Source organism: uncultured Oscillibacter sp., from assembly GCF_910587525.1.
Classification (GTDB): Bacteria; Bacillota; Clostridia; order Oscillospirales; family Oscillospiraceae; genus Oscillibacter.
The window spans coordinates 1-19,760 of record NZ_CAJULS010000029.1 but is presented as its reverse complement, the minus strand read 5'-3'; the positions used below and the strand labels follow the sequence as shown (position 1 = coordinate 19,760).

Sequence of the window (19,760 nt, the reverse complement as noted above, 5' to 3'; positions counted from 1 at the left end):
CTTGTAGTTGGTGATGCCGTGGTCTCTAGCGTACTTGGTGAGGATTTCGATTTGATGGGATATGCTGTTGCTGTCCCCTTCGTTTTCGTCATCACGGGAGAGGCGGACGTAAAGGGCCACCCACTTCTCAACCAGCTTTTGTAGGACCGCCATTATCGCCCACCTCCAAACAGCGCCGCAATGGGCAGCGCAAGAGTAATCGGACGATCCGGCGTGATCTGCTCCTTAATGGAGTACAGGCCGACATGATGCCGGGGCAGAAACTTTTCAATCCATTCGCTGATAATGATGTAGTCCCTGGAAAGGCGCGTCAGGTCAAAAAGGATAAGGACCGCTACCTTGCCGGACCGAATGTCGGTTTCCAGCTTCACAAAAGCAGGGCGCGTATCATCAAAGGCGCTGAATCCACAGTCGGAATAAATGCGGATGTTTGTCAAGCCGTGTCCCTGCGCGTACTCGGACAGAGCGGTTTTCTGCTGGGAAATTGCCGTTTCCATATCATATTTTCCGCTGCCAATGCGGATATAAATCGCTGTGATTTGCTCGAACTGCCTGTTCATCATAGCCTCCAATCCGGCAGTCACCGTTTCTTGCCTTGTGACACTTATATTATAGCAAATGTCAAGAAAAGCGTCAAATTTTGCAGGAAGTCAGCAGGTTTTCCGCTTGGTTTCCTTGTCAAGTAAACGCTTGATTTTTTCAGAAACAGTGACGCCGCTGGCGGCGAAATATCCATTCACGATGTAAGTCGTGCTGCCAATTTTGATTTCTTCAACATCGGTCTGTCTGCTCAAATTCTTATCAGCCAATGCGAACACCCTTTCTTTGGATTCGCGTCTCACCATGGGATTTATTTTTGAGGGGTTCACGCTTTATAGAATTGTGTCCCACGGTGGGATTTATTGTTGGTAGGGACCACCGTACAAATAGTGTACGGTTTTTATGGGCATAAATCGGACGGCTGTTGGCAGCAGCTCCACGGGCCTCTCACCCCCGCGTGGTTCTCACGCGGCCCTACCCATTGCCTGCGACGCTTTGAACGCTCGGACTGTGGCTGTAAGGGAGTATCGTTAGCGTATGCGCCGCTGATTATAAGCTGCCGGCTTTTCGGTGTAGGCGGTTCTCGCTCTCCCGCAGGATGCGGGGTCATGGCGCGCCCACCGACGCGGCGCATACAGAATGTGTCCGTTGCCCTATGCTGCGCCGCCGTTATCTTGCGGGCTTTCTTTGTCAAGGTTCAGCAGATCGGGCGGTCAGAACGGGGAAAGGGTAAGCCGTTCCAACGGGCCCGCCTCGTCAGCTCGTGGTGACGATGGCTTGAATGAGCTTGATTTCCAGACGGCGCTTCATGTACTCGTCCAGGCACTCGTGGGGAAGTCCGCCTGCGTCATAGAGCTTCCGGGTACAGAGCTTGTTTATGTAGCCTCCGTAGTACCGCAGAATCTGCTCCGTGGCTTCGGCGTCTCCGGCCTGGGCCGCATGGATCACCGAAAGGGGCAGCAGCTCTCTGCCCTTGTGATGGGGCCGTTTCATTTGCTTTCAACCTCCCTCCGGCATCAACGCCGTCAATTTCGCCCGAAGTTCCTCCAGGGATTTCGTCCTGCGCCGCTGTACGGCGCTCCTGGACATTCCCAGGAGGCCGCCGATCTCTTCATCCGTCAGGTCCAGCACACAGCGCAAAATCAAAATGCTCTGCTCCGTGGCGGGCAGGCCAGCGAAGGCGTCGGCCACAAGCTCGTTGTCGATCAGCAGATCATACCCATGCGAGGAAAACACATGGCTGTCGCTGGGGTAGTGGTCCACCGTGGAGAGCTTGTCCATTTCCTCCTGCGGAACAGCGTCCAGCGAAGTCTCATGCCTCCGCTGGCGGCGCAGGTCCCGCATATGGTTCCGGGCCTCGTTTCGCAGGACCGCCTTGCAGAATGCGTCAAAGCGGACCCGCTCGTCATGGTCGCGGGGGATCGAATCCAATTTCTCACCCCCTTTCGTTGGGGGATAAGGTGGTCCTCTCCCTTTCCGCTACCAAGACACCGCCGCCGTCGTTCGCTACCCGCTAAATTGACCCTATTTGAAAAAAAATTTTGGGGCTGAGAGGGCAGCGGCGAGATTCGACAAAAAACGCCCGGCAGGTTTGTAACCAGCCGGGCGAAATATAAAGTAAAGTATCTTTTTCCTACATCGTATAGTTTATACCAAAGAGCACATTGTCCCCTCGTCAGAAATAAGATTTTTTTGATAGGAAAACCATGATTTTCCTGCAAAAATGTGAATCTACCATAACGGCATCCTCCAATGCCGTCGGCCTCTATTTACAAGATAGATGAAAGCGGCGGCTTCGATTTCTCAAAAGCCGCCGCTCAATATAATAAGGCATGACCATTTTCTGCTGTACAACGGCTTTTTTTCTTTTGCCGTTGCGCGGCAGATAGGTGAATGGTAATTCTAATGATTTTGTAAAAGAGTGAATTGAAGAAAAAGCGTCATTGCGGTTTCGTTTTGATTTAGGCAATCAGCTTTGTCAACGCGCGGAATATAAACTATAAACCGTAAGCAAACCACATATTGCTTTATTTTCAAATTTAGATATAAAGTATAAGATGTGGTTAGGTGATACAAATATGGCAAATATTCAAGAATGCCCTGGTTTTGAAACATTCGGTGAGGATGTCAGGGCTGCACGGAATGAAAAACGATTGTCCCGGCAAAGGGTTGCGGAAATGTTAGGCATTTCACCAGTATATCTTGCCAACATTGAAAATGACCAAACCATTCCTAGCTTGCCGGTTTTGATTCAACTTACCAAAATATTCGGTTTACCAATGGAACGTTATTTTAATCCTGCGATTTTAAGTGATGAAAGCGAGCAACGCCAACGGGTGATCCATAAGGCCAGAATATGCCCGGAACAGTATTTATCTGTGGTCGAGGGTGCCTTGGACGGCGCTATTAGGAGCGAATAGAATACCGCTAAAATGAATCTCATGGTGGGGTTTGATTCCGGGTAGGAATCGCGTCCCACCATGAGATTTATTTTTGGCCCTTAATCGTCGTTAATCAGGTTTGCCTCTTCCTCCCGAAAAGCTGCCGCGTATATTTGATCTGAAGCATAACCAGTAGTTTACTTGATTTTACCAGGAATATCGGGTAGAAACAGAAGATGCTGATTGTTGACATTTTCATTTGTCTTTGCATCTCGGCAAAATCTTCACAATGCCGTGGCAAGAACGTCCTTGACCTCATCAGGTTGCGATATTTTAAGAAAATTCCTGATATATCCCCAGCAGTTCACGGGCATAGGCGTATATGCTTGGTCCGTACTTCGGGTAATGAGAGGAATTGGAGGCAGAAGCGATAAAGTTTTGGATTCCACTGATAAAATCCCGCTTTTTCGAGACGTCCCCGCAGTCCATTCCGCAGGGCAGCACGCTCCCGGCCTGACCAGGAAACTTCGTCTGATATGCCCCGGTACGGCAGAGCCAGCGGTTCAGCGCCGCCAACTCCGCATAGGAGGCGTTGTGAGGGTCAATGTCACGGATATGACAGGTGAAATCGAACTCCCCACTGCTGGCCGTGCCCCGGATGCGAACGATGGGGTCCTCGTCCGTAGAATCAGCGGTAAACTCCGCTTCGTAGGTCTGCGGATTCGCGCCGCCCACGCCGCCGCTGCAAAGGATATTTTCACCCATCCTCAGAAAAAAGTCCGGGCCTTGGATAAAACGATGCACAGGCTTTTCCTGTTCCGCCGTCAGGCTCTCCGAAAAGGCGGAGGGGCCGGAGGCCGGGCGGGACCGCCGCGGCAGCGTGGTAGCATCCGGCATTGCAAAATTGAGAAGCGCCCCAATGTTCATGCGCGTCCTCCCCGCTTGTCGGCGAACAGATCCGCCGACAAAAGACCCTTGATCAGATTGGACACCCGGCCGCAGGCAGACGCCTGATCGTAGATCGGGGAGACGTCCTTGTATTTGGGCGTCCCGTCAGGGTTCAACTCCCGGGACAGCTCGGCGCCCCATTTCTTCAGAGAGAAGGCCCACTGATCCAGGTAATCCAGGGGATTCCCCGGCCACTGGTTGATCCGGTCCAGAGTGTCCCGCATGTCCGCCGAGGTCGGGAAGGGGTTGTTCACATCCCCCAGAGGCACCAGATGGAACATCATGTCGGTTCCCTGGTAATCCGTGTCGCTGACGGCTCCCATGGCGTTCAGCTCGTGCATCAGGTCCATCCACTCCACCTTGGAAATGTTGTTCGGGCTGTCTTTCAGCCGCTGCAAGGTCTTTTTCGCCCCGCTGGTGAGCTTGGAGACGATCTCCTGATTTTTGCCGGACAGAAGGTCCGAGAAGTCCACCGAGGGCCCGTCCGGGTTGACTCCCGCGGGCTTGTATTTTCCCCACTCCGAGGAGGGAATCCCGGTGTTATTGACGATGTAATTTACTCCAGCATCCATGTGATGTTCTCCTTTTCCGTTGTTCTGTTTAAATCCAGCCCCGGGCCATGGCCTCGGCCCCGGTGATAAAGTCCGGGTAATCATCCTCCCGGAAATCCTTTGCCCAGGAGAGAAGGTCCTCCAGTCTGTGGAATCCCGCCATGGGGGCCTCGTCGAAGCCGTGGAGCCATGCGGCTTTGGAATCCGGGTCCACAGAGGTCTGAAAGACTCCGCTTTTCATATCCAGCCGGACCATCGTAGTGCCCTCGGCGCAGCGCAGTCCCTTTTCGCTGAGGATACCCAGCTCTTTCATGGCGTCCAGCGCGTCGTAGATTTCAAAGGCGGACAGGTCCCCGGCGTAACGTTTCTGGAGAAACGTCAGGTTCTCCTCCGTCCATCCCTGGGAATCCGGGAGAATCGCCTCCGGCTGCCCGGCTTTCCAGGCCCGGTAGTCGTCTTTGAACTGCATATACACGGAGTCCAGCATCCGGCCCGGCGGCAGTTCCCGCATCTTCTGCCGCTGGCGATCCACATCCAGATACTTGTCGAAAGCGGATTTCTGACCGTCCCCCTGAGCCGTCCGCCGATTTTCCATCCCGGAATAGGGAGAGACACGGGTCATAAGATTACTTGGGATGTTCATGCGCATATCCTCTTTTCTTTTTTCAAGTTACGCTTGGCGTCCATACAAGCGCGTCATAGATCCATCTCCCTTGTAACTCGTACTCCGTTACGTTTTGAGTTTGTATTCCCTTACCATTTTTATGGTATCACCGTGTCAATATTTTGTCAACATAAATTTTCAATGACATTAAAAATTAAATATCGATTACTTTCTGACAGGCGCATATTGACGAAAGCGAAAAATGTTATATAATGATTCTCACAGGTTTTTAAGGCTTTCCCATTTTTTAGGGAGGATGTGATTACCTCTGTCTAAAAACAATTCTGCCCAGGGCATCGAGGAGAATTTGAAACGGGCCGTTGCGGAAATGCTTGTTCTTGCTATGCTGAACAGGGAAGATATGTATGCCCATCAGATTTCGCAAAATCTGTATGAGGGTTCTGGGAACAGATTGAACATCGTGCCTCCATATATGCTTCTCTACCGGCTTATGGAAAATAACTATGTTCAGGACCTGCATAAGTCAACCGCTCCAGACGGGCGGAGGCGGCAGTATTATCAAATCACCGAAGCGGGACGGCGCTATTTGATGGAGTTAATTGCGCGTTATAACGACTTTATAGAGGGGGTCACATTATTATTGACGGAAGGGGGGGGCAAATAATGAATAGAGCCGCTGACCAATATAAATTGCGCGTGAAACGCTTCCTTTTCTGCGGCAGAGCTGACAAAAATCATCTTCTTAACCAACTCACAGACATGCTGGACGACTTTCAGCAAGCAAAGCCGGAAGCGGATTACACCGAGTATGTAGCTACCTTTGGTGAACCTGCTACGTGTGCCACAGAATTGCTTTCGAGTTTGGGAGAGTCAAAATTTAAAGCTATCCGCAAGAAACGTCTTTTGGCCCGCCGCAGCATATATGTAGCAATTTTGGTCGTATTTGTTCTTATATCATCTCTTTTGTATTATAAGTACTATCAATCACTTTACTTTAACGAGGATACAGTTGTGGTGATAGGACCAGCAACCCGAATAACCGAGGAAGAAGCAGAGGCAGCCTTTGAACGAACCCCTGTAGACGCCCATTCTGACGGAGGAACAGAAAAATGAAAAAAATTTGTGCTTTGTGCCTGACTATAGCAATTTTGTCCACAATAGCAACTTTGGCGTATGCCGCTGAACCTGAAAAGAATGTTGTTGATTTAGGCGATGGCTTTTATATGGTGGAGACAATCACGCAATATTCTATACACCGCGCAAATGATACTGTTTCAGCGAACAAAACTGGCAGCGTGTTTCACGGATCATCATTAGTAGGAACTGCAACGTTAACTGCAATTTTTGATATTTCCGGTTCCGATGCCCGTGCCATAAGAGCTACTGTCGAAGGTACAGGATATGAGGGAGGAACCTATGTCCGAGGTGTTGGCAGCTGTTCTGGCAATACAGCTTTTGGTACTGCATATTTTAAATTTGATGGTATTGATAAGCGGTTATCCCTTTCTATCGCATGTTCATCAGATGGCACTTTATCCTAAATTAAAATTCTGTATCCGCAACTGCTAAATAATTCGTTATGATAAAAGAGTGTCTCTGTTTATTTGGGGCACAAAAATAAATCTCACGGTGGGATTTGATTCTCGACAAGAATCGCGTCTCACCGTGAGATTCATTTTTAGCCGTAGTAGTCCGGCCTGCCTATGGTGGTAAACCCGGCCTTTCCGGTAATGACCACGTTGTTTTGCCCGCTGGCACAGTGGATGATCTGGATATTGCCGTCCTCGTCCCAGCCGCCCACGATACCAACATGGGTGTCCTCCGGGTAGAATACCAAATCGCCGGGCTGGGCCTGGGACCAGGAAATGGGCGTGCAGTAGCTATGCTGCATCCGGGCCCCTCCGCCGTGGCCTATGACGTAGCTGCCGCCGGACATATTGTAAAATACCCAGTCCACAAAACCGGAACAATCCATGCCGTAGGGCCGGTAGGTCCCCGTGGAGGGGCTGCCAGCGGCCCAAACCTTTTGGATGGTCCCCCAGCGGGAGTCCCAGCCAAGGACCAGGGACTTCCCGCCCCAAAAATAATTTACCTTGCCCACCAGCTTGCAGGCCGTCTCCACCACGGCCCGGCGCTCCGGGGAAAGGTCCTCCGGCAAGCGGCGCAGCAGTTCGGCGGCGTCCTCCTGGGTGATACCTAGGTCTCCCAGCAGTGTACCGATCCCGTTCAGCTCCGCCAGGAGCTCCGTCAAGGCGCTGTTCTGCTCGGGGGTAAAAAGATAGACCGTCCGCATTTCATCGGCGGTCCTGGCTGTGATGGTGATATGTAGAATCTTCTCCGTCCATGCCTCCGCAGAGCCGTTGGCGGGGTGGTCTATGGTTTCCACGCTGCTGGTAATCTCGCACATATCCCAAAAGACGGCTTTCAGCCGGTCCACCCGGTCCGGGGTCAGCGCGGCCACGTCCACGCCGCCCGCGCCCAGGGCGGTCTTGCAGGCGAATACCGCCGCTACCTCCCGCCAGTCCGGGCCTGTGCCCTGGATGTCGATGCTGTCATAGTCCCCGGCTTGCAGCAGGGCCAGCTTGTCCGTCAGCTCCACATTGATCCGCGTCACGGCGGCGTTCAGAGGGACGGCTCCGGGGGAGGGCTCGTTGGAAAAGAGAAGTCCGAAGGGCGAGGCGATCACGGCGGCAATCAGGAAGATCACGCAGAGGGCGGCGGCGAGGGTGGCTCCGCCCACCAGGGCGGAGAGAGCGCCGATCAGGGACTTCACCGCCTTTGCGGTAGCTATGGCCGCTTTCCGGGAGAGGTCCACAGCGGCCCTGGCCGTCCTTTTCGTGCCCTTGGCCATGGCCTGCTGGGCCTCTGCTTTCGCCTTTTGGCGCATCCGCTCCGTGAGGCGCTTTGCGGTAGTTTTCTTTCCTACGAGGGTGGGAGTTTTCGGAGGGATGGCCGTACTCCCGGCGGCCTGTTCCACGCCCCGGCGTGTCCTGGGGGTGATCGTCCAGCCCTGGACTTTCTCTTTCAGAATGGCGGAGGACCGGGGCCGCTCTTTGATTGATGGATAGATGGATTGATTTTCAAGAGAAGGGGCCGTTTTAGGAGTAGTGGAGCTGCCGGGGGTAGCGGGAGATTTCCCATAATGACTGGCCGGGGGAGGCTCCCCGTACTCCGGCGGGGCGGAGGCCTGTCTATGCTCCTGGGCCTGCTTCCTCCGCTTGTCCACGGCCCATTCCCGCATACGCTCCCCCGGCGTTGGCGGAGCGGGCGGTTTATCTGCTGTCCAAGGTTCAGCAGGCGGCACTATGGGCCGCGCTTTCTCTGTCCGCGTCCTGGGGACCGGAGGATCTGCCGGTGTCCCTGCCGGACGTATTTTCGGAACGGCTGGAGCTTCCGGGTTACTGGCGGGCCGTGTTCCTGGCACTCTGGAGCGGACAGACGGAGCGGGCTTCTCCTTTGGGGCCGCTGGTCTTGTGCTGGTCCTTCCGTGTAGCTGGGGCTTGGAGCGCGGCGGCGTTCGCCCGGCCTGTTCCCTGGGGGCCGGGCGGTCCAGCTCCGGGACTGGGGCCTCCGGGGTCTCCGGGGCCGGAGGTTCCGGGGGCTGATCCTTCTCCTTCGGCTGGTCCTGCCGCTCCTTGAACTTCCGGCGCTCCTGCCTCGCCCTGGTGACAGCCTTGGAAATACCCTGCTTTGTCCGCTGGCCTGTTTCATGAACAGCGGCCCCGGCGGTCTGTTCCACCTGTTCCACAGCTTCGGTAGTCGGACTGGTCTCTCGGGCCGTCTCGCTGGTGGAGCCGCTGGCGAGACGCTTCTGCCGCTCCTTCCGCATCTTCGCCGTCATGACGCGGCGGGCCTGATCCTGGGTCGGCTTGCTGCCTTTGCGCTTGCCCTGGTTCTTGATCTTATCGTCTGGTTTTCGTTCTTTTGCTTTGGGCATGGCGTCGCCTCCTTCATCAAAAATAGGACGCGCCCCGCAAGAGACGCGTCCGGTCATTGGTTCAATACTTCACTGATCCCCGCCATGATATACCCGGCGCAGGGCAGAGCAATAGAATTTCCCAGGGCTCGGTAACGCTGAACCCCGCTAATCTCCCGCCCGTCCGCTCCGTACTTTGTCCAGCCGTCAGGCAGGCCCATGAGCCGTTCGCTCTCCAGTTCCGTGGGGTAACGGATACAGCCGCCCATGGGATCGTCCTCATACCAGAAGGCGAACGGAGCCACGCCGCCCGCTAAAAGAGTGGGAAAAGGGTCATCTGCGAATCCGAAGCTGTCCCGGAATTGGACGTGGTATCGGTCATTCGCAGCGCCGCGCATACGGAACATTTGAAAGGGTCGGACGACGGGTACTCGCCCCCCTGCTTCAATAACAGGGCCTCGATGATCCTGGGCGGCGGGCATCCCGCCTTCTCCGCGAGACGGAGGAATCTGGAACATTGGGCGGGGCTTAAACAGTATTTCGTGAGCACGCCGCCCTCCAAAATCCGCCACGATGAAAATTCTCTGCCGTCGCGCCAGGCGGGGGCTTGCCCAATATTGGGCGTCCATGAGCCGCCAGCAGAGGTCAGGCCCTCGGCCTCGCACCATTCCGGCGTGGGCCCATCCTCCAGAAGCAGGAATTGGAATGTCGGTATCTGTGAACGCCCGGAGCACGGCCGCAAAATCAAGCCGGTCGCTTGATGAAAGGCTTCCCATGACGTTCTCCCAAACAGCGATAACTGGAAACCGTCCATCAGTTGCATCCCTCATTTCCTTTATAATTCGTATCGCCTGATAAAACAGGCTGGATTTTTCTCCGGCAAGCCCTGTGCGGTTGCCAATTTGCGAGAGATTTTGGCAGGGTGAGCCGAATGTCAAAACGTGGACGGCGGGTATCTTCCCGCCGTCCAGCTTCGTAATGTCCCCCAAATGCTCCATATCCGGGAAGTGCCGCCGGGTGATGGAAATGGGGGCCTTTTCAATTTCACTTGCCCAAAGCGGCGTGATGCCATGGAGCGTGGCCGCCAGGGGGAATACGCCGATGCCATCAAAGAGACTGCCTAATGTGATCTTCTCCATACTGCGATTCGCGTCTCACCGTGGGATTTATTTCAACCTTCGCCGGGAGTAGTGGACATGAGCCGGTACAGCTCCGTGTCCTTGGGGATGGTATTGGAGAAGGGCACCAGGGAGCCGCCGATCCGCAGGAGGCCGTGTCCCGCCTCGGCGTTGGTGATGTAGCCCATCTGCGTGTCGGAGATATGCAGGAGCTTGGCAAGCTCCGCCCGGTCCGTGGCCGCCTGATTGAACAGCAGCAGAAATTCGGAGTTCGCCAGCATGAGGCGGGCCGTCTCGGATTTCAGACATTCCTCGATATTCTGCGTGGCCGCCGTCATGGGCGCGGCGTACTTTCTGAATCGCTTCCAGGCCCGGTAGAGAAATTCCCCGGAGTAGTGGTATTTGAAGTACAAATATACTTCGTCCAGGAATACCCAGGTGTACTTCCCCCGCTTCCGGTTCTCCATGACGCGGTTCTGGATGGCCTCCAGGGTGACGACCAGGGCCGTGGGCCGGAGCTGTTCCCCCATCTCGTAGAGGTCCAGGACCACGATCCGGCTGTCCATGTTGACGTTGCCGGGGTGGGCGAACACGTTTAAGCTGCCCTCGGTGATCAGCTCGGCGGCCAGGGCGATCTCCCGGGCCTCCGGGTCCACCTGCCGCATGACCTCGTTTCGCCAGTCCGTCAGCAGAGGCATGGGGGCCTTCCCCCGGCTGCTGAAATAGGTCTGGTAGACGTTGGCGGTGCAGCGGTCAATGATGGACTTGTGGCTGCCGGTGAGCCGCCCCACGCCCATCTGCTGTTCCAAAATGCTGGTGATAATCTCGGACTTCATGGCGACAGGGTTCTCCCCGTCTCCGTAGTCCTCCGTCACTTCCAGGGGGTTGATATGGTGCTTGCTATGGGGAGAGATTTCGATAACTTCCCCGCCCAGGGCGCGGGCCAGGGGCCCGTACTCCCGTTCGGCGTCTATGATGATAATATCGTCATTGGTCGCCAGGGCCACGTTTTCCACAGTGGATTTCATCGCCATGGACTTGCCGGAGCCGGAGACGCCCAGGTAGAAGGCGTGGGGCGAGATCAGGCGCTTGCGGTCGCAGATCAGCAGATTCTTGGAGATGGCGTTGACGCCGTAGGGCAGTCCGCCGGGGTCCTGTATCTCCTGGACACGGAAGGGCATGAGGACGGCGGCGCTCTCGGTGGTGAGGGTCCGCAGGGCCTTCACCCGGCGCAGGCCGTAGGGCAGGACGGTGTTTAAGCCGTCCTCCTGCTGGTAGCGCAGCACGGAGAACTGGCAGAGGTGTTCCCGGCCAATGGAAAGCAAGGTCTCCGTGTCGGCGTCCAACTGCTCCAGGCTGTCCGCGATATGCACCAGCGTCACCACGGCGAACATCATGCGCTGGTCCCGCTCGGTGAGGTCGGAGAGAAATTCCTTGGCCTCGCCCCGGAGCTGTTCCAGATCGTAGGGGACCGTGGCGGTGAAGTTGTTCTTGTCGTTCTGGCGCTGCTGCCAGCGGGTAATGTCCGTCTCAATGCCCAGGATGCGGCCCTGTATCTCCTTCACGGCCTCATCCGTGGGAATGGGGAGGATGTCAATGGACAGCATGAGGTTCCGGGAGAAGTCGGAGAGGTCGGAGATCATGCTGTCCTTGATGTAGCTGGCGTAGTCCTTGAGAAATAGCACCCGGCCTACCTTGTCCCCCATCTCAAAATATCCGACCCGGAACCGCAGCCCGTCCGGGCAGATCAGGTCCCGGAAGTCCAGCCCGCGGCGGACAGCGGCGGACTGGTCGAAGGTAAAATACTGTTCCTCGCCGGGGCGGAAGAAGTCGTGGAGGATACGGAGTCGGTCATGGGTGGAGACAGGCCGGGCGCCGCTGTCCAGACGGCCAAAGCTCTTGGAGAGGTTGGCGTCCACCCGGCGGAAATAGGCCCGGCTTTCCTCGATCTTCCGCTGGGGGATGGAGAGGGTGATGTACTTCTCCTGGACCAGATTGTTGCTCTCCGCCGCCCGTTGGGTGAGGATGCGGTTGGATTCCCGGCGGTACTGGTCCAGGCCGTCCCCCCGCTCCTTCATCAAAATGGTGCGCTGGAAGTCCACGGGGTTGAGGCGGCGGTTGATGATGGTGATCTTGGCGGCGGCGTCCGTGGGCAGGGAGTTGAGGACGCCGCCATAGGAGAGGAAAATACCCCGCCGGTCGTCCTCGGACGCGGCGGCGTAGTTGACATCGGAAAAGCGCCAGGTCCGGCTGTGCTTGCGGCCTACCAGCCAGATGCCGTCTGCATAGACGCATTTGACAGGGATGGACTGCTGAACGCTGCGGGGAATCTTGAACTTGTCCCGCTCGCTCTTGTTGGCGGCGGAAAGGGCCTTAATCAAAGTCTATGGCCTCCTTTCGGTTCAGTATGGTGTAGTAGAAGTTTTCGGAGACAAAGCGCCGCCCTCCGGCGCAAAGCAGCTCGGACTTGAGGAAGGCCCAGGCGAATTGCTCCAGGGTGAGGCCGTTGTAGCTGAAGAACCCGGCCACGGCCATGGGCGCGGCGGCCAGGACGCAGAGCCAGCTTGCGGTCTCCTGGCCGAGTACGGGGCCCAGGCCCAGGTAGACGGCCACGGCGATCCCCACGGCGGCCACGGCGCAGAAGAATTGCCGGGTGGAGAGGCCAAAGAAGATGGTCTCCTTGTGCTGGCGGACTTCTTTGGGAATTTTAATTTCGATAGTTGCTCACCTCGTTTCAAGTTTTGATCCAGTCAATGGTGCTGTCCACCTCATTTCCCCAAACGTCCCAGCCGGGGGCGGGGCGGCGGGCGAACAGCTCCACGCGGGGCACGTCGCCCATCAGGGCTTCAATGCGCCGCCGGGCTTCCTCCGGCTTCTTGCTGTGTTCCTCAATGCGGGAGAGGATGACTTGGTGGATATTCTTCGCTTGGCGGCGCGGGGTCCCCCTGGTCGCCAGCAGGCACAGCTCCGCGTTGGCCCTGGTCCAGTGGCCCATGCCCCAATACACGCTGTCCGCCTTCTGATTCAGCTTGATCCAGACGAAGGCGGCGGTCTTGTAGGAAAAGCCCCACGCCTCCATGACCTCCCACGCCTCGCAGAGCATGGGCATGGTGATCCAGAGGAACAGGGCGCAGTCACCGGCAGCCAGCTCGGAGACGGGCAGGGCCTTGATGTCCTTAATGGTCATGGTGGGATAGTGGCTCTCTGCCAGCCCGCCGCAGCTCCATACCCGGTAGTTCCAGGGAGGGTCGGCATAAATGACATTATACTTTTTCCCTATAAGCCCAACATCTCCTTTACAATCCGGTCCGCCCCCTTCACAAGCCCCGTAAGGATCAGCATATTGAAAATTAACTGTCCAATGTACTGCCACGCCATAGTCACGGCGGGTAAGCTGCTGTCCACGGCGGGGCTGCTGCTGGAGAGGAACGCGGAGTAGATCAGGCAGGCCAGGACGATGACAGCCCCTTCCATGCACACACCGATATAGCTTTTCAGGAACGCCTTGCCGCTGGCGGCGGTGCCTTCCCCGGCGAAGGAGGCCAGAGGCAGGGGCGCCAGGGCCGTGAACATGTAGAGCCGGAAGAACCGGCCATACACCGTCAGCAGCAGGATAAAGGACATCACGGTAATGAACAGGCTGCCCAGCAGGGACACCAGCCACAAGGGAATGCTCTCCAGGAGGCCCAGGCCCTCTATGGCCGTCACGATCTCGCTGGGCAATGTGGCCGCCGTGGAGACGGAGCCGCCCATGCCGCTCATGACCGTCGCCACGATCCCGCCGCATACGCTGAAAATGGCGGTCATGATCTCCATGCAGCTCCCCACGGCTACTTTTGCCAGAATGAAGCGGATGAAATGCCGCAAAGCAAACTCCGGGCGCTGGAAATCCCGAAAGCTGGCGGCGCTCTGGAAAATGCCCATGGCGAAGAACAGAACCAGGAGGCCGTAGCCAACGCCTACCATGGCGGTGTGTATGCCGGAGACAGCGGTCCAAATATCGCCGCCTTTGAAGCTCTGCGGCGTCTGCGTCAGTAGGGTCCATATCTCGGATAATTTGCCGTTCCAGTCCGTCAGGGCGCTTTCTAGGATACTTACGATCCAGTTATCGCTAATAACGATTCCCCCCTTATCAAACGGAATCGCGTCTCACGGTGAGACGCGATTCCTGTTTTTGTTCCGGGCCTGCTCATACCACGCCGATCACGCCGAGAATCTCTTTAGCAAACGCTATCATCAAGCCGCCGAACAGACAGAGAAAGCCCTGGGTCCGCTGGCTGGCGTCGTGGGACTGAAAGCTCATGCCCACCTGCACGATCCCCCAGCCCAAGATGATGATGCCCAGGGCCTTGATGATGGAAAAGATAAAATCGGACAGGTTGTTCACGATGGTGAGGGGGTCGCTGCCTCCGGCGGCGAAGGCCGGAACAGTCAGCGCGGCGCAGAAGGCCAGGAGCAGAACGGCGGAGAAGTAGAGGCGGCGAACCCGGCCCTTCTGCCGGAGCTGCTGGCGGGTGAGATTCGCGCGGGAAGAGGTGTTATGGGAAAGGTAGTTCTTCATATTCAAGGTTCCTCCATATCTTCAAAGATTTCAATTTCGTCCAGGGATGTAAAGGTAAAGTCCAGGTCGTCCGCAGCGTAGAGGCAGCGGGCGCTGTGGGTGTAGGGGGCGGCCCCGCCGTCGGCGGTCCGTTTGATGTTGGGGTGTCGCATGAGGTCATACTTAGCGTCAATGACCGGAGCCTCGCCCCGGATCAGGACCAGGGCAAGGCGGTTGTCCAGCATCCGCACTTCATCCGGCGTGAGCAATTCGCGGCCCGCCGATTGAAAATTCTGGCTGAAGGAGCCGTTGCGCCCCTTGCTCTGGCTGCTGGTCTGTGTCTGGATCGTCTCCTTGCCCAGCAGCTCGGAAATGTATTTGTGCGTGTCTTTTTCATTCCCGCCCAGATAGATGAAGGTATCCGCGTTGCCGATGATGCCCTCCCAGTCGTCCTTGAACAGCGCCTTCAACTGCGAGATATTTTGCAGGATGATGGTGGCCATGACGTTCCGGGAGCGCATAGTGGCCTGGAGCCGGGCATAGCCGTCCGGGAGGGCGACGTTGGCAAACTCGTCAAACATGAGCCGGACCGGAATGGGCAGACTGCCCCCATGCACCTTGTCCGCCTGATAGTACAGCTCCTGGAAGGCTTGCGTATACAACATACCCACCAGGAAATTCAAGGAGGCATCGTTGCTGTCCGGGATGATGCAGAACACCGCCTGCTTCCGTTCCCCCAGCTTCCCCAGCTCCATGGTGTCCCTGCTGGTGATCCGCTGGACCTCCGGCAAGGTGAAGGGGGCCAGCCGGACGGAGGCGGTAATGAGGATGCTCATGGCCGTCTCGCTGGGAGCCTGCTTGAACACCTTGTACTGGCGGAGGGCGATATGGTTCGGGTTTTCTTCCTCCAGAGCCTCAAAGAGCAAATCCAGGGGTGACTGATAGTCCCCGTCTCCCTCCTTGGCCGCGCCGTATTCCAGCATGGTCAGCATCATCTCCATGGTCTGTTCTTCCGGCGGGGCCTCGTGGAGCAGATACAGCATGAGGGCGGAATCCAGGGCGATCTCGCTTTTCTCCCAAAACGGGTCATTGGAATGTGCGTTCTTCGGCGTGGTGTTGCGGATGAAATTGGCGATCAGCTTCAAAACGTCTGCGTCATTTCGGATGTAGTGGAAGGGATTGTAGCAGTCGGAGTGTTCCGGGTCCACGAGGTCAATGACGCGGATGGTATAGCCCTCCCGCAGAAGCAGCGGAACGGCGGAGCGGGCCAGTTCCCCCTTGGGGTCAGTCGCGATATAGGAGGCGTTGGCCTCGTAAAGATTGGGCTTGACCACATACCGGGTCTTGCCCGCGCCGGAGCCGCCCACCACGATCTGCAAGAGGTTTCGCTGGTGCTTCCGCCCGTTGAGGCTCATGCGGAGGTTTTGGGTGAGGATGGCGTTGTTGTGAGGGTCCTTGTCCCGGTATTTCCGGTCAAGCTGGTATACGTTCCCCCAGCGGGCGGAGCCGTGCTCCTCTCCGGGTCGGCGGTTCTGCTTGGAGGAAATGTACAGCACAATGGCGAAGGTATAGACCACCAGCGCCCCCAGCATGAATTTGAGGGTGTAGGGGGTCCAATGGATGGCAAAGGGGCGTTCCAGCATGATACTGAAACGCCCCATGAGGTCAAAGACGGTCATACCTTCCCGATAGCCGCTGGCGAGGGCCGCCCCCGCCCAGAGGACGGGGACGGCCAGCAGGAGCCACGGGAGGGGGCCGCTGTTCTTCTGCTTCACGGAAACCTCCTGTCAATTCGCGTCTCACCGTGGGATTTATTTTTTGCGTTCCACGGTGGGATCTATTTTTAATAGCCGGTCCTGGGCAGCTTGGGCGCGGGGACCTTCTTTCCGTAGACCGTCGTCACCCAGCGGGAGACCGCCTGCACCCAAACGCCGTTATAGGTGCCGCCCACGTCCGCCACGTTGGCAAAGCTGCTCCCCGCGGCAAGGCCGGAGACAGCGGTGCAATGAAGCATGGGGGCCTCCACCTGGCTGAACCCTCCGGGGACCTGTCCGAACACAAACATGATCTCCGTCACCCGTTCATTACTGGCAAGGCCCAGGGCCACGGGAGAGGCGGCGAGGGTGTAGTTCTGGCTGGTGGAGAGGCTGTCCGCCAGGGTCCGGTAATCGCCGGTGTTGTTCACCTTGTAGACGATCTTATAGGTGCCGGGGAAATTGTAGGTCCCCGTGACAACGCTGGAAAGGCGCACGGCGGCGGGCAGGGTGTCGCGCCAATAGAAGGATTGGAGCATCACATTACTGCTGTTGCCGATTTTGGAGAACACATAGCGGACCGGCTGGCCGCCCATAGCCTCCTTGGGTCCGGTCTTGGTGATGGAGACGCCTGTACTCATACTCTTGTTGGAAATCTCCAGCTTGACAATCTGGCCGGAATGCTCCAACACGGCGGTATAGGTTTCCGTGGAAACGCCGTAGTTTGCCGGGGCTTTGACTTCCCGGATGGTATAACGTCCCAGGGGAAGCTGCTTGGACGAGGCAAGGCCGTTGGGCCCGGTAACGATAGTATCCACCTTGTTCCCGGTGCGCTCGTTGCAGATTTCAAACTCGGCCCCTTCCAAAAGTGTCCCGGCGGGGAGGCCGTTGGTGGAGTTGTAGTCGGCGGACTTCTTCACGATCTGAATCTGTCCCCGAACAGCGGTGTTGGGCCAAGTGATGGTGGTGCATCCGCCGTACTCTACATAGAAGGTCTTGGGCACCGTGTCCAGGATGTAGCCGTCCGCGCATTCCAATTCCCGGGCGGTGTACTTGCCGTCCGGCAGCTCCCGCTCAACGTAGACATAGCCTTCATTGTCGCTCTCGTAGGCGCCGACAGGGTGGCCGGAGGCGTCGGAGATCAGGAACTTGACGCCATAGATGCCCTCCCCGGTGAGGCTGTCCACCTTGCGGATGACGGCGCTGCCGATCTGGCGGTTGGTGATCTCCAGGGTGGCGGTGCCGCCGTCCTTCACTTCGATCTGGTAGGGCTGGCTGTCCAGGCGGTAGCCCTTTGCGGCTTTCAGCTCCGTCACCTGATACCAGCCCTTCTCGGCCTGGGGCAGCGTAATGATGCCGGTCCGGTCCGTGGTGTAGGTCCCGACAACCTCGCCGTTGAGCCTGCGGATTTCAAACTGCACGCCGCTGATCCGCTCCCCGGTCTCCTCGTCCTTCTTGATGATGGTGAGGCCGCCGATGGGCGTATTCTCAAAGGTGATGGTTTGGGTGTCGTTGGGATTCACCTGGACCGTCTGGCTCCTGGCGTTGGGGTCCAGAACGTAGCCGGGCAGGGCCTCCAGCTCCGTGACGATGACAGTCCCGGTGATGCCGGAAATGACAATCTGGCCCTCGGTGTTGGTGGTATAGAGGCCGTTGGAGGAAATTTTGCCGCCGTCCAGGTCCACATTGGAGCCGTCCGCATAGGTGATCTTGAATTTCACTTCGGCCAGGGGCTTCTTCGTCAAGGCGTCGATCTTGTTGACGATCAGCCCTCCGGCTTTCTTGTTCCAGAAGGTCATGCTCTGGACTTCTCCGGTTTTGATAGTAATGCTTTGCGGGGTTCCGTCCAGAAGATACCCCGCCTGGGTTCTGGTTTCCCTGGCGGTGATGACTGTGCCGGGTTCCAGGTTGGAGATAGTAATGCGCCCGTCCTTATCGGTAGTGTAGTAGCCGTTATTGGGTCCGACAACGGCTCCTCTCTCGTTCGTCACCAAAAACTCCACGCCGGAGAGGGGGGTGTTGTCGGTGCCGTCAATGAATTTCTGGATAACCAGTGTTGTCGTGGGGTCGTTCTCGATTGTCAGATCGTTCCCTCCGCCGGAGTTTCCGCCGGGATTCCCGCCATTACTTCCTCCGGTAGTTACGCCGTTGCGGTCGCCATTCTTGACCGTGATGGTCCTGGGGGTGCTGTCCAGGACATAACCCTTGGGCACTTTGGTTTCCACCACTACAACGGTACTGCCGGGAACGAGGCCCGTTACCAGGGCGGTTCCGTCCTTCCCGGTGACGTAGCGGCCCAGGATATTGTCGTCACCGTCCTTTACTGTAAACTCTGTTCCTGGAACAGGCTTTCCGCTGACAGAATCCAGCTTTGTCAGCGTAAGAGAGCAAAGGGGTTCATTGAGGAAGGTCAATGTCTGCGTGTCCATGGGGTTGACTGTGACGGTCTGCGTCTGCGTGGACTGGTCGATCACATAGCCGGGGGCGGGCTTCGTCTCCTTGGCGACAATGGTCCCTACCACGCCGGAAACCCGGATTTCTCCCTTGTCGTCCGTGGTATAGAGGCCGTTGCTGGAGAGGTGCCCGTTGTCGTTGTCCACAAAGCCGCCGCCTGCATAAGTCAACTGGAACTCCGCCCCGGCAATAAACGCGCCGGAAACCTTGTCCTTCTTCTGGATCACCAGCGTCCCGGCCCGCTTGTTCCAGAAGGTGAGCTGCTGGACGCGGCCCGCCTCGATCTTGATGTCCTGGGGTGTGCCGTCCAGCACAAAGCCCTCCACGGTCTTTACTTCCCGGACAATGACCACGGTGCCGGGTTCAATGCCGGTCAGGACGATTTCCCCGGACTTGTCTGTGTAGTAGAGGCCATCATCCGGGCCGACAGCGGCCCCGGCTCCGTCCACCACCCGGAAGGCCACGCCGGAAAGAGGCTCGTTCTCGGTGCCCTCGATAAATTTCCGAATAATCAGGGTCGTGGTGGGGGTATTGTAGAAATTGATGGTCTGCGTGTCATTGGGATTCACCACAACGGTTTGGGTCCGGGTGTTGGGGTCGATGCGGTAGCCGGGGATCGTTTCCAGCTCCGTTACCACCACAGCCCCGGTGACGCCGGAGAGGATGATTTGGCCGTTGCGGTCGGTGTAGTAGATGCCATTCGAGGAAATCTGCCCGTTTTTGTTGTCAACCACCTGCCCGTTGGCGTACTTGATCTGGAACTTCACGCCCTCCAGGGGGGAGTTGTCTGCGGAACTCAATTTATTGATGATAAGGTTTCCAAGGGGCTGGTTGAACACCTCCAGGGTATAGGTCTGGTGGTCCTTGATCTCCACGGCGTGGGGCGTATCGTCAAGGAGGTATCCGGGCTTTGCCTGGACCTCCCGCACAATG

General features: G+C 57.1%; 20 protein-coding genes and 1 pseudogene. 4 read left to right on the top strand and 17 right to left on the bottom strand.

The genetic code is table 11. The features are described 5' to 3' along the window. From QZ326_RS04635 to QZ326_RS04615, 5 genes and pseudogenes are all read right to left on the bottom strand, one after another. Positions 1-153, bottom strand: a pseudogene (locus QZ326_RS04635) (resolvase); the annotation flags it as partial. Beyond that, positions 153-563 (bottom strand): recombinase family protein, encoded by a 411-nt coding sequence (locus tag QZ326_RS04630; protein ID WP_295741805.1) that lies wholly within the window; start codon positions 561-563, stop codon positions 153-155. The pseudogene QZ326_RS04635 and the gene QZ326_RS04630, both read right to left, overlap by 1 nt. 87 nt (positions 564-650) lie before the next feature. Further along, on the bottom strand, positions 651-809 hold the full coding sequence (locus QZ326_RS04625; RefSeq protein WP_295741802.1) for a hypothetical protein: 159 nt from the start codon (positions 807-809) through the stop codon (positions 651-653). 487 nt (positions 810-1,296) lie between these two features. Next, positions 1,297-1,533, bottom strand: a complete 237-nt coding sequence (locus tag QZ326_RS04620; protein ID WP_295741799.1) for a helix-turn-helix domain-containing protein — start codon at positions 1,531-1,533, stop codon at positions 1,297-1,299. Between the two features lie 6 nt (positions 1,534-1,539). Continuing rightward, entirely contained in the window at positions 1,540-1,971 is a 432-nt protein-coding gene (locus tag QZ326_RS04615) for an RNA polymerase sigma factor (RefSeq protein WP_295741797.1), read from the bottom strand. A 647-nt stretch (positions 1,972-2,618) separates the two neighbouring features. On the opposite strand from QZ326_RS04615, the gene QZ326_RS04610 reads away from it, so the two are divergent. Continuing rightward, the gene (locus QZ326_RS04610) at positions 2,619-2,960 is read left to right on the top strand and encodes a helix-turn-helix domain-containing protein (protein ID WP_295741793.1); all 342 of its coding nucleotides are present in this window, start codon (positions 2,619-2,621) and stop codon (positions 2,958-2,960) included. A gap of 294 nt (positions 2,961-3,254) precedes the next feature. Here QZ326_RS04610 and QZ326_RS04605 read toward each other — a convergent pair whose 3' ends face one another. Genes QZ326_RS04605 through QZ326_RS04595 form a run of 3 tightly spaced genes read right to left on the bottom strand, consistent with a single transcriptional unit; the run spans position 3,255 to position 5,063 of the window. After that, positions 3,255-3,848, bottom strand: a complete 594-nt coding sequence (locus tag QZ326_RS04605; protein ID WP_295741791.1) for a hypothetical protein — start codon at positions 3,846-3,848, stop codon at positions 3,255-3,257. Beyond that, on the bottom strand, positions 3,845-4,441 hold the full coding sequence (locus QZ326_RS04600) for a hypothetical protein (protein ID WP_295741789.1): 597 nt from the start codon (positions 4,439-4,441) through the stop codon (positions 3,845-3,847). Before QZ326_RS04600 ends, QZ326_RS04605 begins: the two co-directional genes overlap by 4 nt. 28 nt (positions 4,442-4,469) lie before the next feature. Further along, complete coding sequence (locus QZ326_RS04595; protein ID WP_295741787.1) at positions 4,470-5,063, bottom strand: hypothetical protein; 594 nt, start codon at positions 5,061-5,063, stop codon at positions 4,470-4,472. 328 nt (positions 5,064-5,391) lie between these two features. Between QZ326_RS04595 and QZ326_RS04590 the strand changes: the two genes are divergently transcribed. From QZ326_RS04590 to QZ326_RS04580, 3 genes are read left to right on the top strand one after another with little or no spacing between them, the layout of a single operon-like run. Next, positions 5,392-5,709 carry a PadR family transcriptional regulator gene (locus QZ326_RS04590; RefSeq protein ID WP_295741784.1) on the top strand — a complete coding sequence of 106 codons (318 nt, stop codon included), beginning with the start codon at positions 5,392-5,394 and terminating at the stop codon, positions 5,707-5,709. After that, positions 5,709-6,158, top strand: coding sequence for a hypothetical protein (locus QZ326_RS04585; protein WP_295741781.1), 450 nt, complete (start codon positions 5,709-5,711; stop codon positions 6,156-6,158). The genes QZ326_RS04590 and QZ326_RS04585 overlap by 1 nt, the downstream gene beginning before the upstream one ends. Continuing rightward, positions 6,155-6,586, top strand: a complete 432-nt coding sequence (locus QZ326_RS04580; protein WP_295741779.1) for a hypothetical protein — start codon at positions 6,155-6,157, stop codon at positions 6,584-6,586. The genes QZ326_RS04585 and QZ326_RS04580 overlap by 4 nt, the downstream gene beginning before the upstream one ends. 137 nt (positions 6,587-6,723) lie before the next feature. Here the strand turns inward: QZ326_RS04580 and QZ326_RS04575 are convergent, their stop codons facing one another. The 9 genes from QZ326_RS04575 to QZ326_RS04535 form a co-directional block, all read right to left on the bottom strand. Further along, entirely contained in the window at positions 6,724-8,982 is a 2,259-nt protein-coding gene (locus QZ326_RS04575; protein WP_295741776.1) for an NlpC/P60 family protein, read from the bottom strand. Between the two features lie 53 nt (positions 8,983-9,035). Beyond that, positions 9,036-10,100: a DNA cytosine methyltransferase gene (locus tag QZ326_RS04570; protein WP_295741774.1), complete on the bottom strand. Its 1,065-nt coding sequence runs from the start codon at positions 10,098-10,100 to the stop codon at positions 9,036-9,038. 32 nt (positions 10,101-10,132) lie between these two features. Next, a complete protein-coding gene (locus QZ326_RS04565) occupies positions 10,133-12,460 on the bottom strand; it encodes a VirB4-like conjugal transfer ATPase, CD1110 family (protein ID WP_295741771.1) in 2,328 nt (775 codons plus the stop codon). Beyond that, the gene (locus tag QZ326_RS04560) at positions 12,453-12,785 is read right to left on the bottom strand and encodes a PrgI family protein (protein ID WP_295741814.1); all 333 of its coding nucleotides are present in this window, start codon (positions 12,783-12,785) and stop codon (positions 12,453-12,455) included. Before QZ326_RS04560 ends, QZ326_RS04565 begins: the two co-directional genes overlap by 8 nt. A gap of 28 nt (positions 12,786-12,813) precedes the next feature. After that, the gene (locus tag QZ326_RS04555) at positions 12,814-13,359 is read right to left on the bottom strand and encodes an MT-A70 family methyltransferase (RefSeq protein ID WP_295741811.1); all 546 of its coding nucleotides are present in this window, start codon (positions 13,357-13,359) and stop codon (positions 12,814-12,816) included. After that, complete coding sequence (locus tag QZ326_RS04550; RefSeq protein WP_295741808.1) at positions 13,356-14,195, bottom strand: hypothetical protein; 840 nt, start codon at positions 14,193-14,195, stop codon at positions 13,356-13,358. The genes QZ326_RS04555 and QZ326_RS04550 overlap by 4 nt, the downstream gene beginning before the upstream one ends. 73 nt (positions 14,196-14,268) lie before the next feature. After that, a complete protein-coding gene (locus QZ326_RS04545) occupies positions 14,269-14,640 on the bottom strand; it encodes a glutamyl-tRNA amidotransferase (RefSeq protein ID WP_295741768.1) in 372 nt (123 codons plus the stop codon). Positions 14,641-14,642: 2 nt separating this feature from the next. Beyond that, on the bottom strand, positions 14,643-16,394 hold the full coding sequence (locus QZ326_RS04540) for a VirD4-like conjugal transfer protein, CD1115 family (RefSeq protein WP_295741765.1): 1,752 nt from the start codon (positions 16,392-16,394) through the stop codon (positions 14,643-14,645). Between the two features lie 68 nt (positions 16,395-16,462). Next, on the bottom strand, positions 16,463-19,760 hold a 3,298-nt coding region (locus QZ326_RS04535), incomplete at its 5' end, for a SpaA isopeptide-forming pilin-related protein (RefSeq protein ID WP_295741762.1).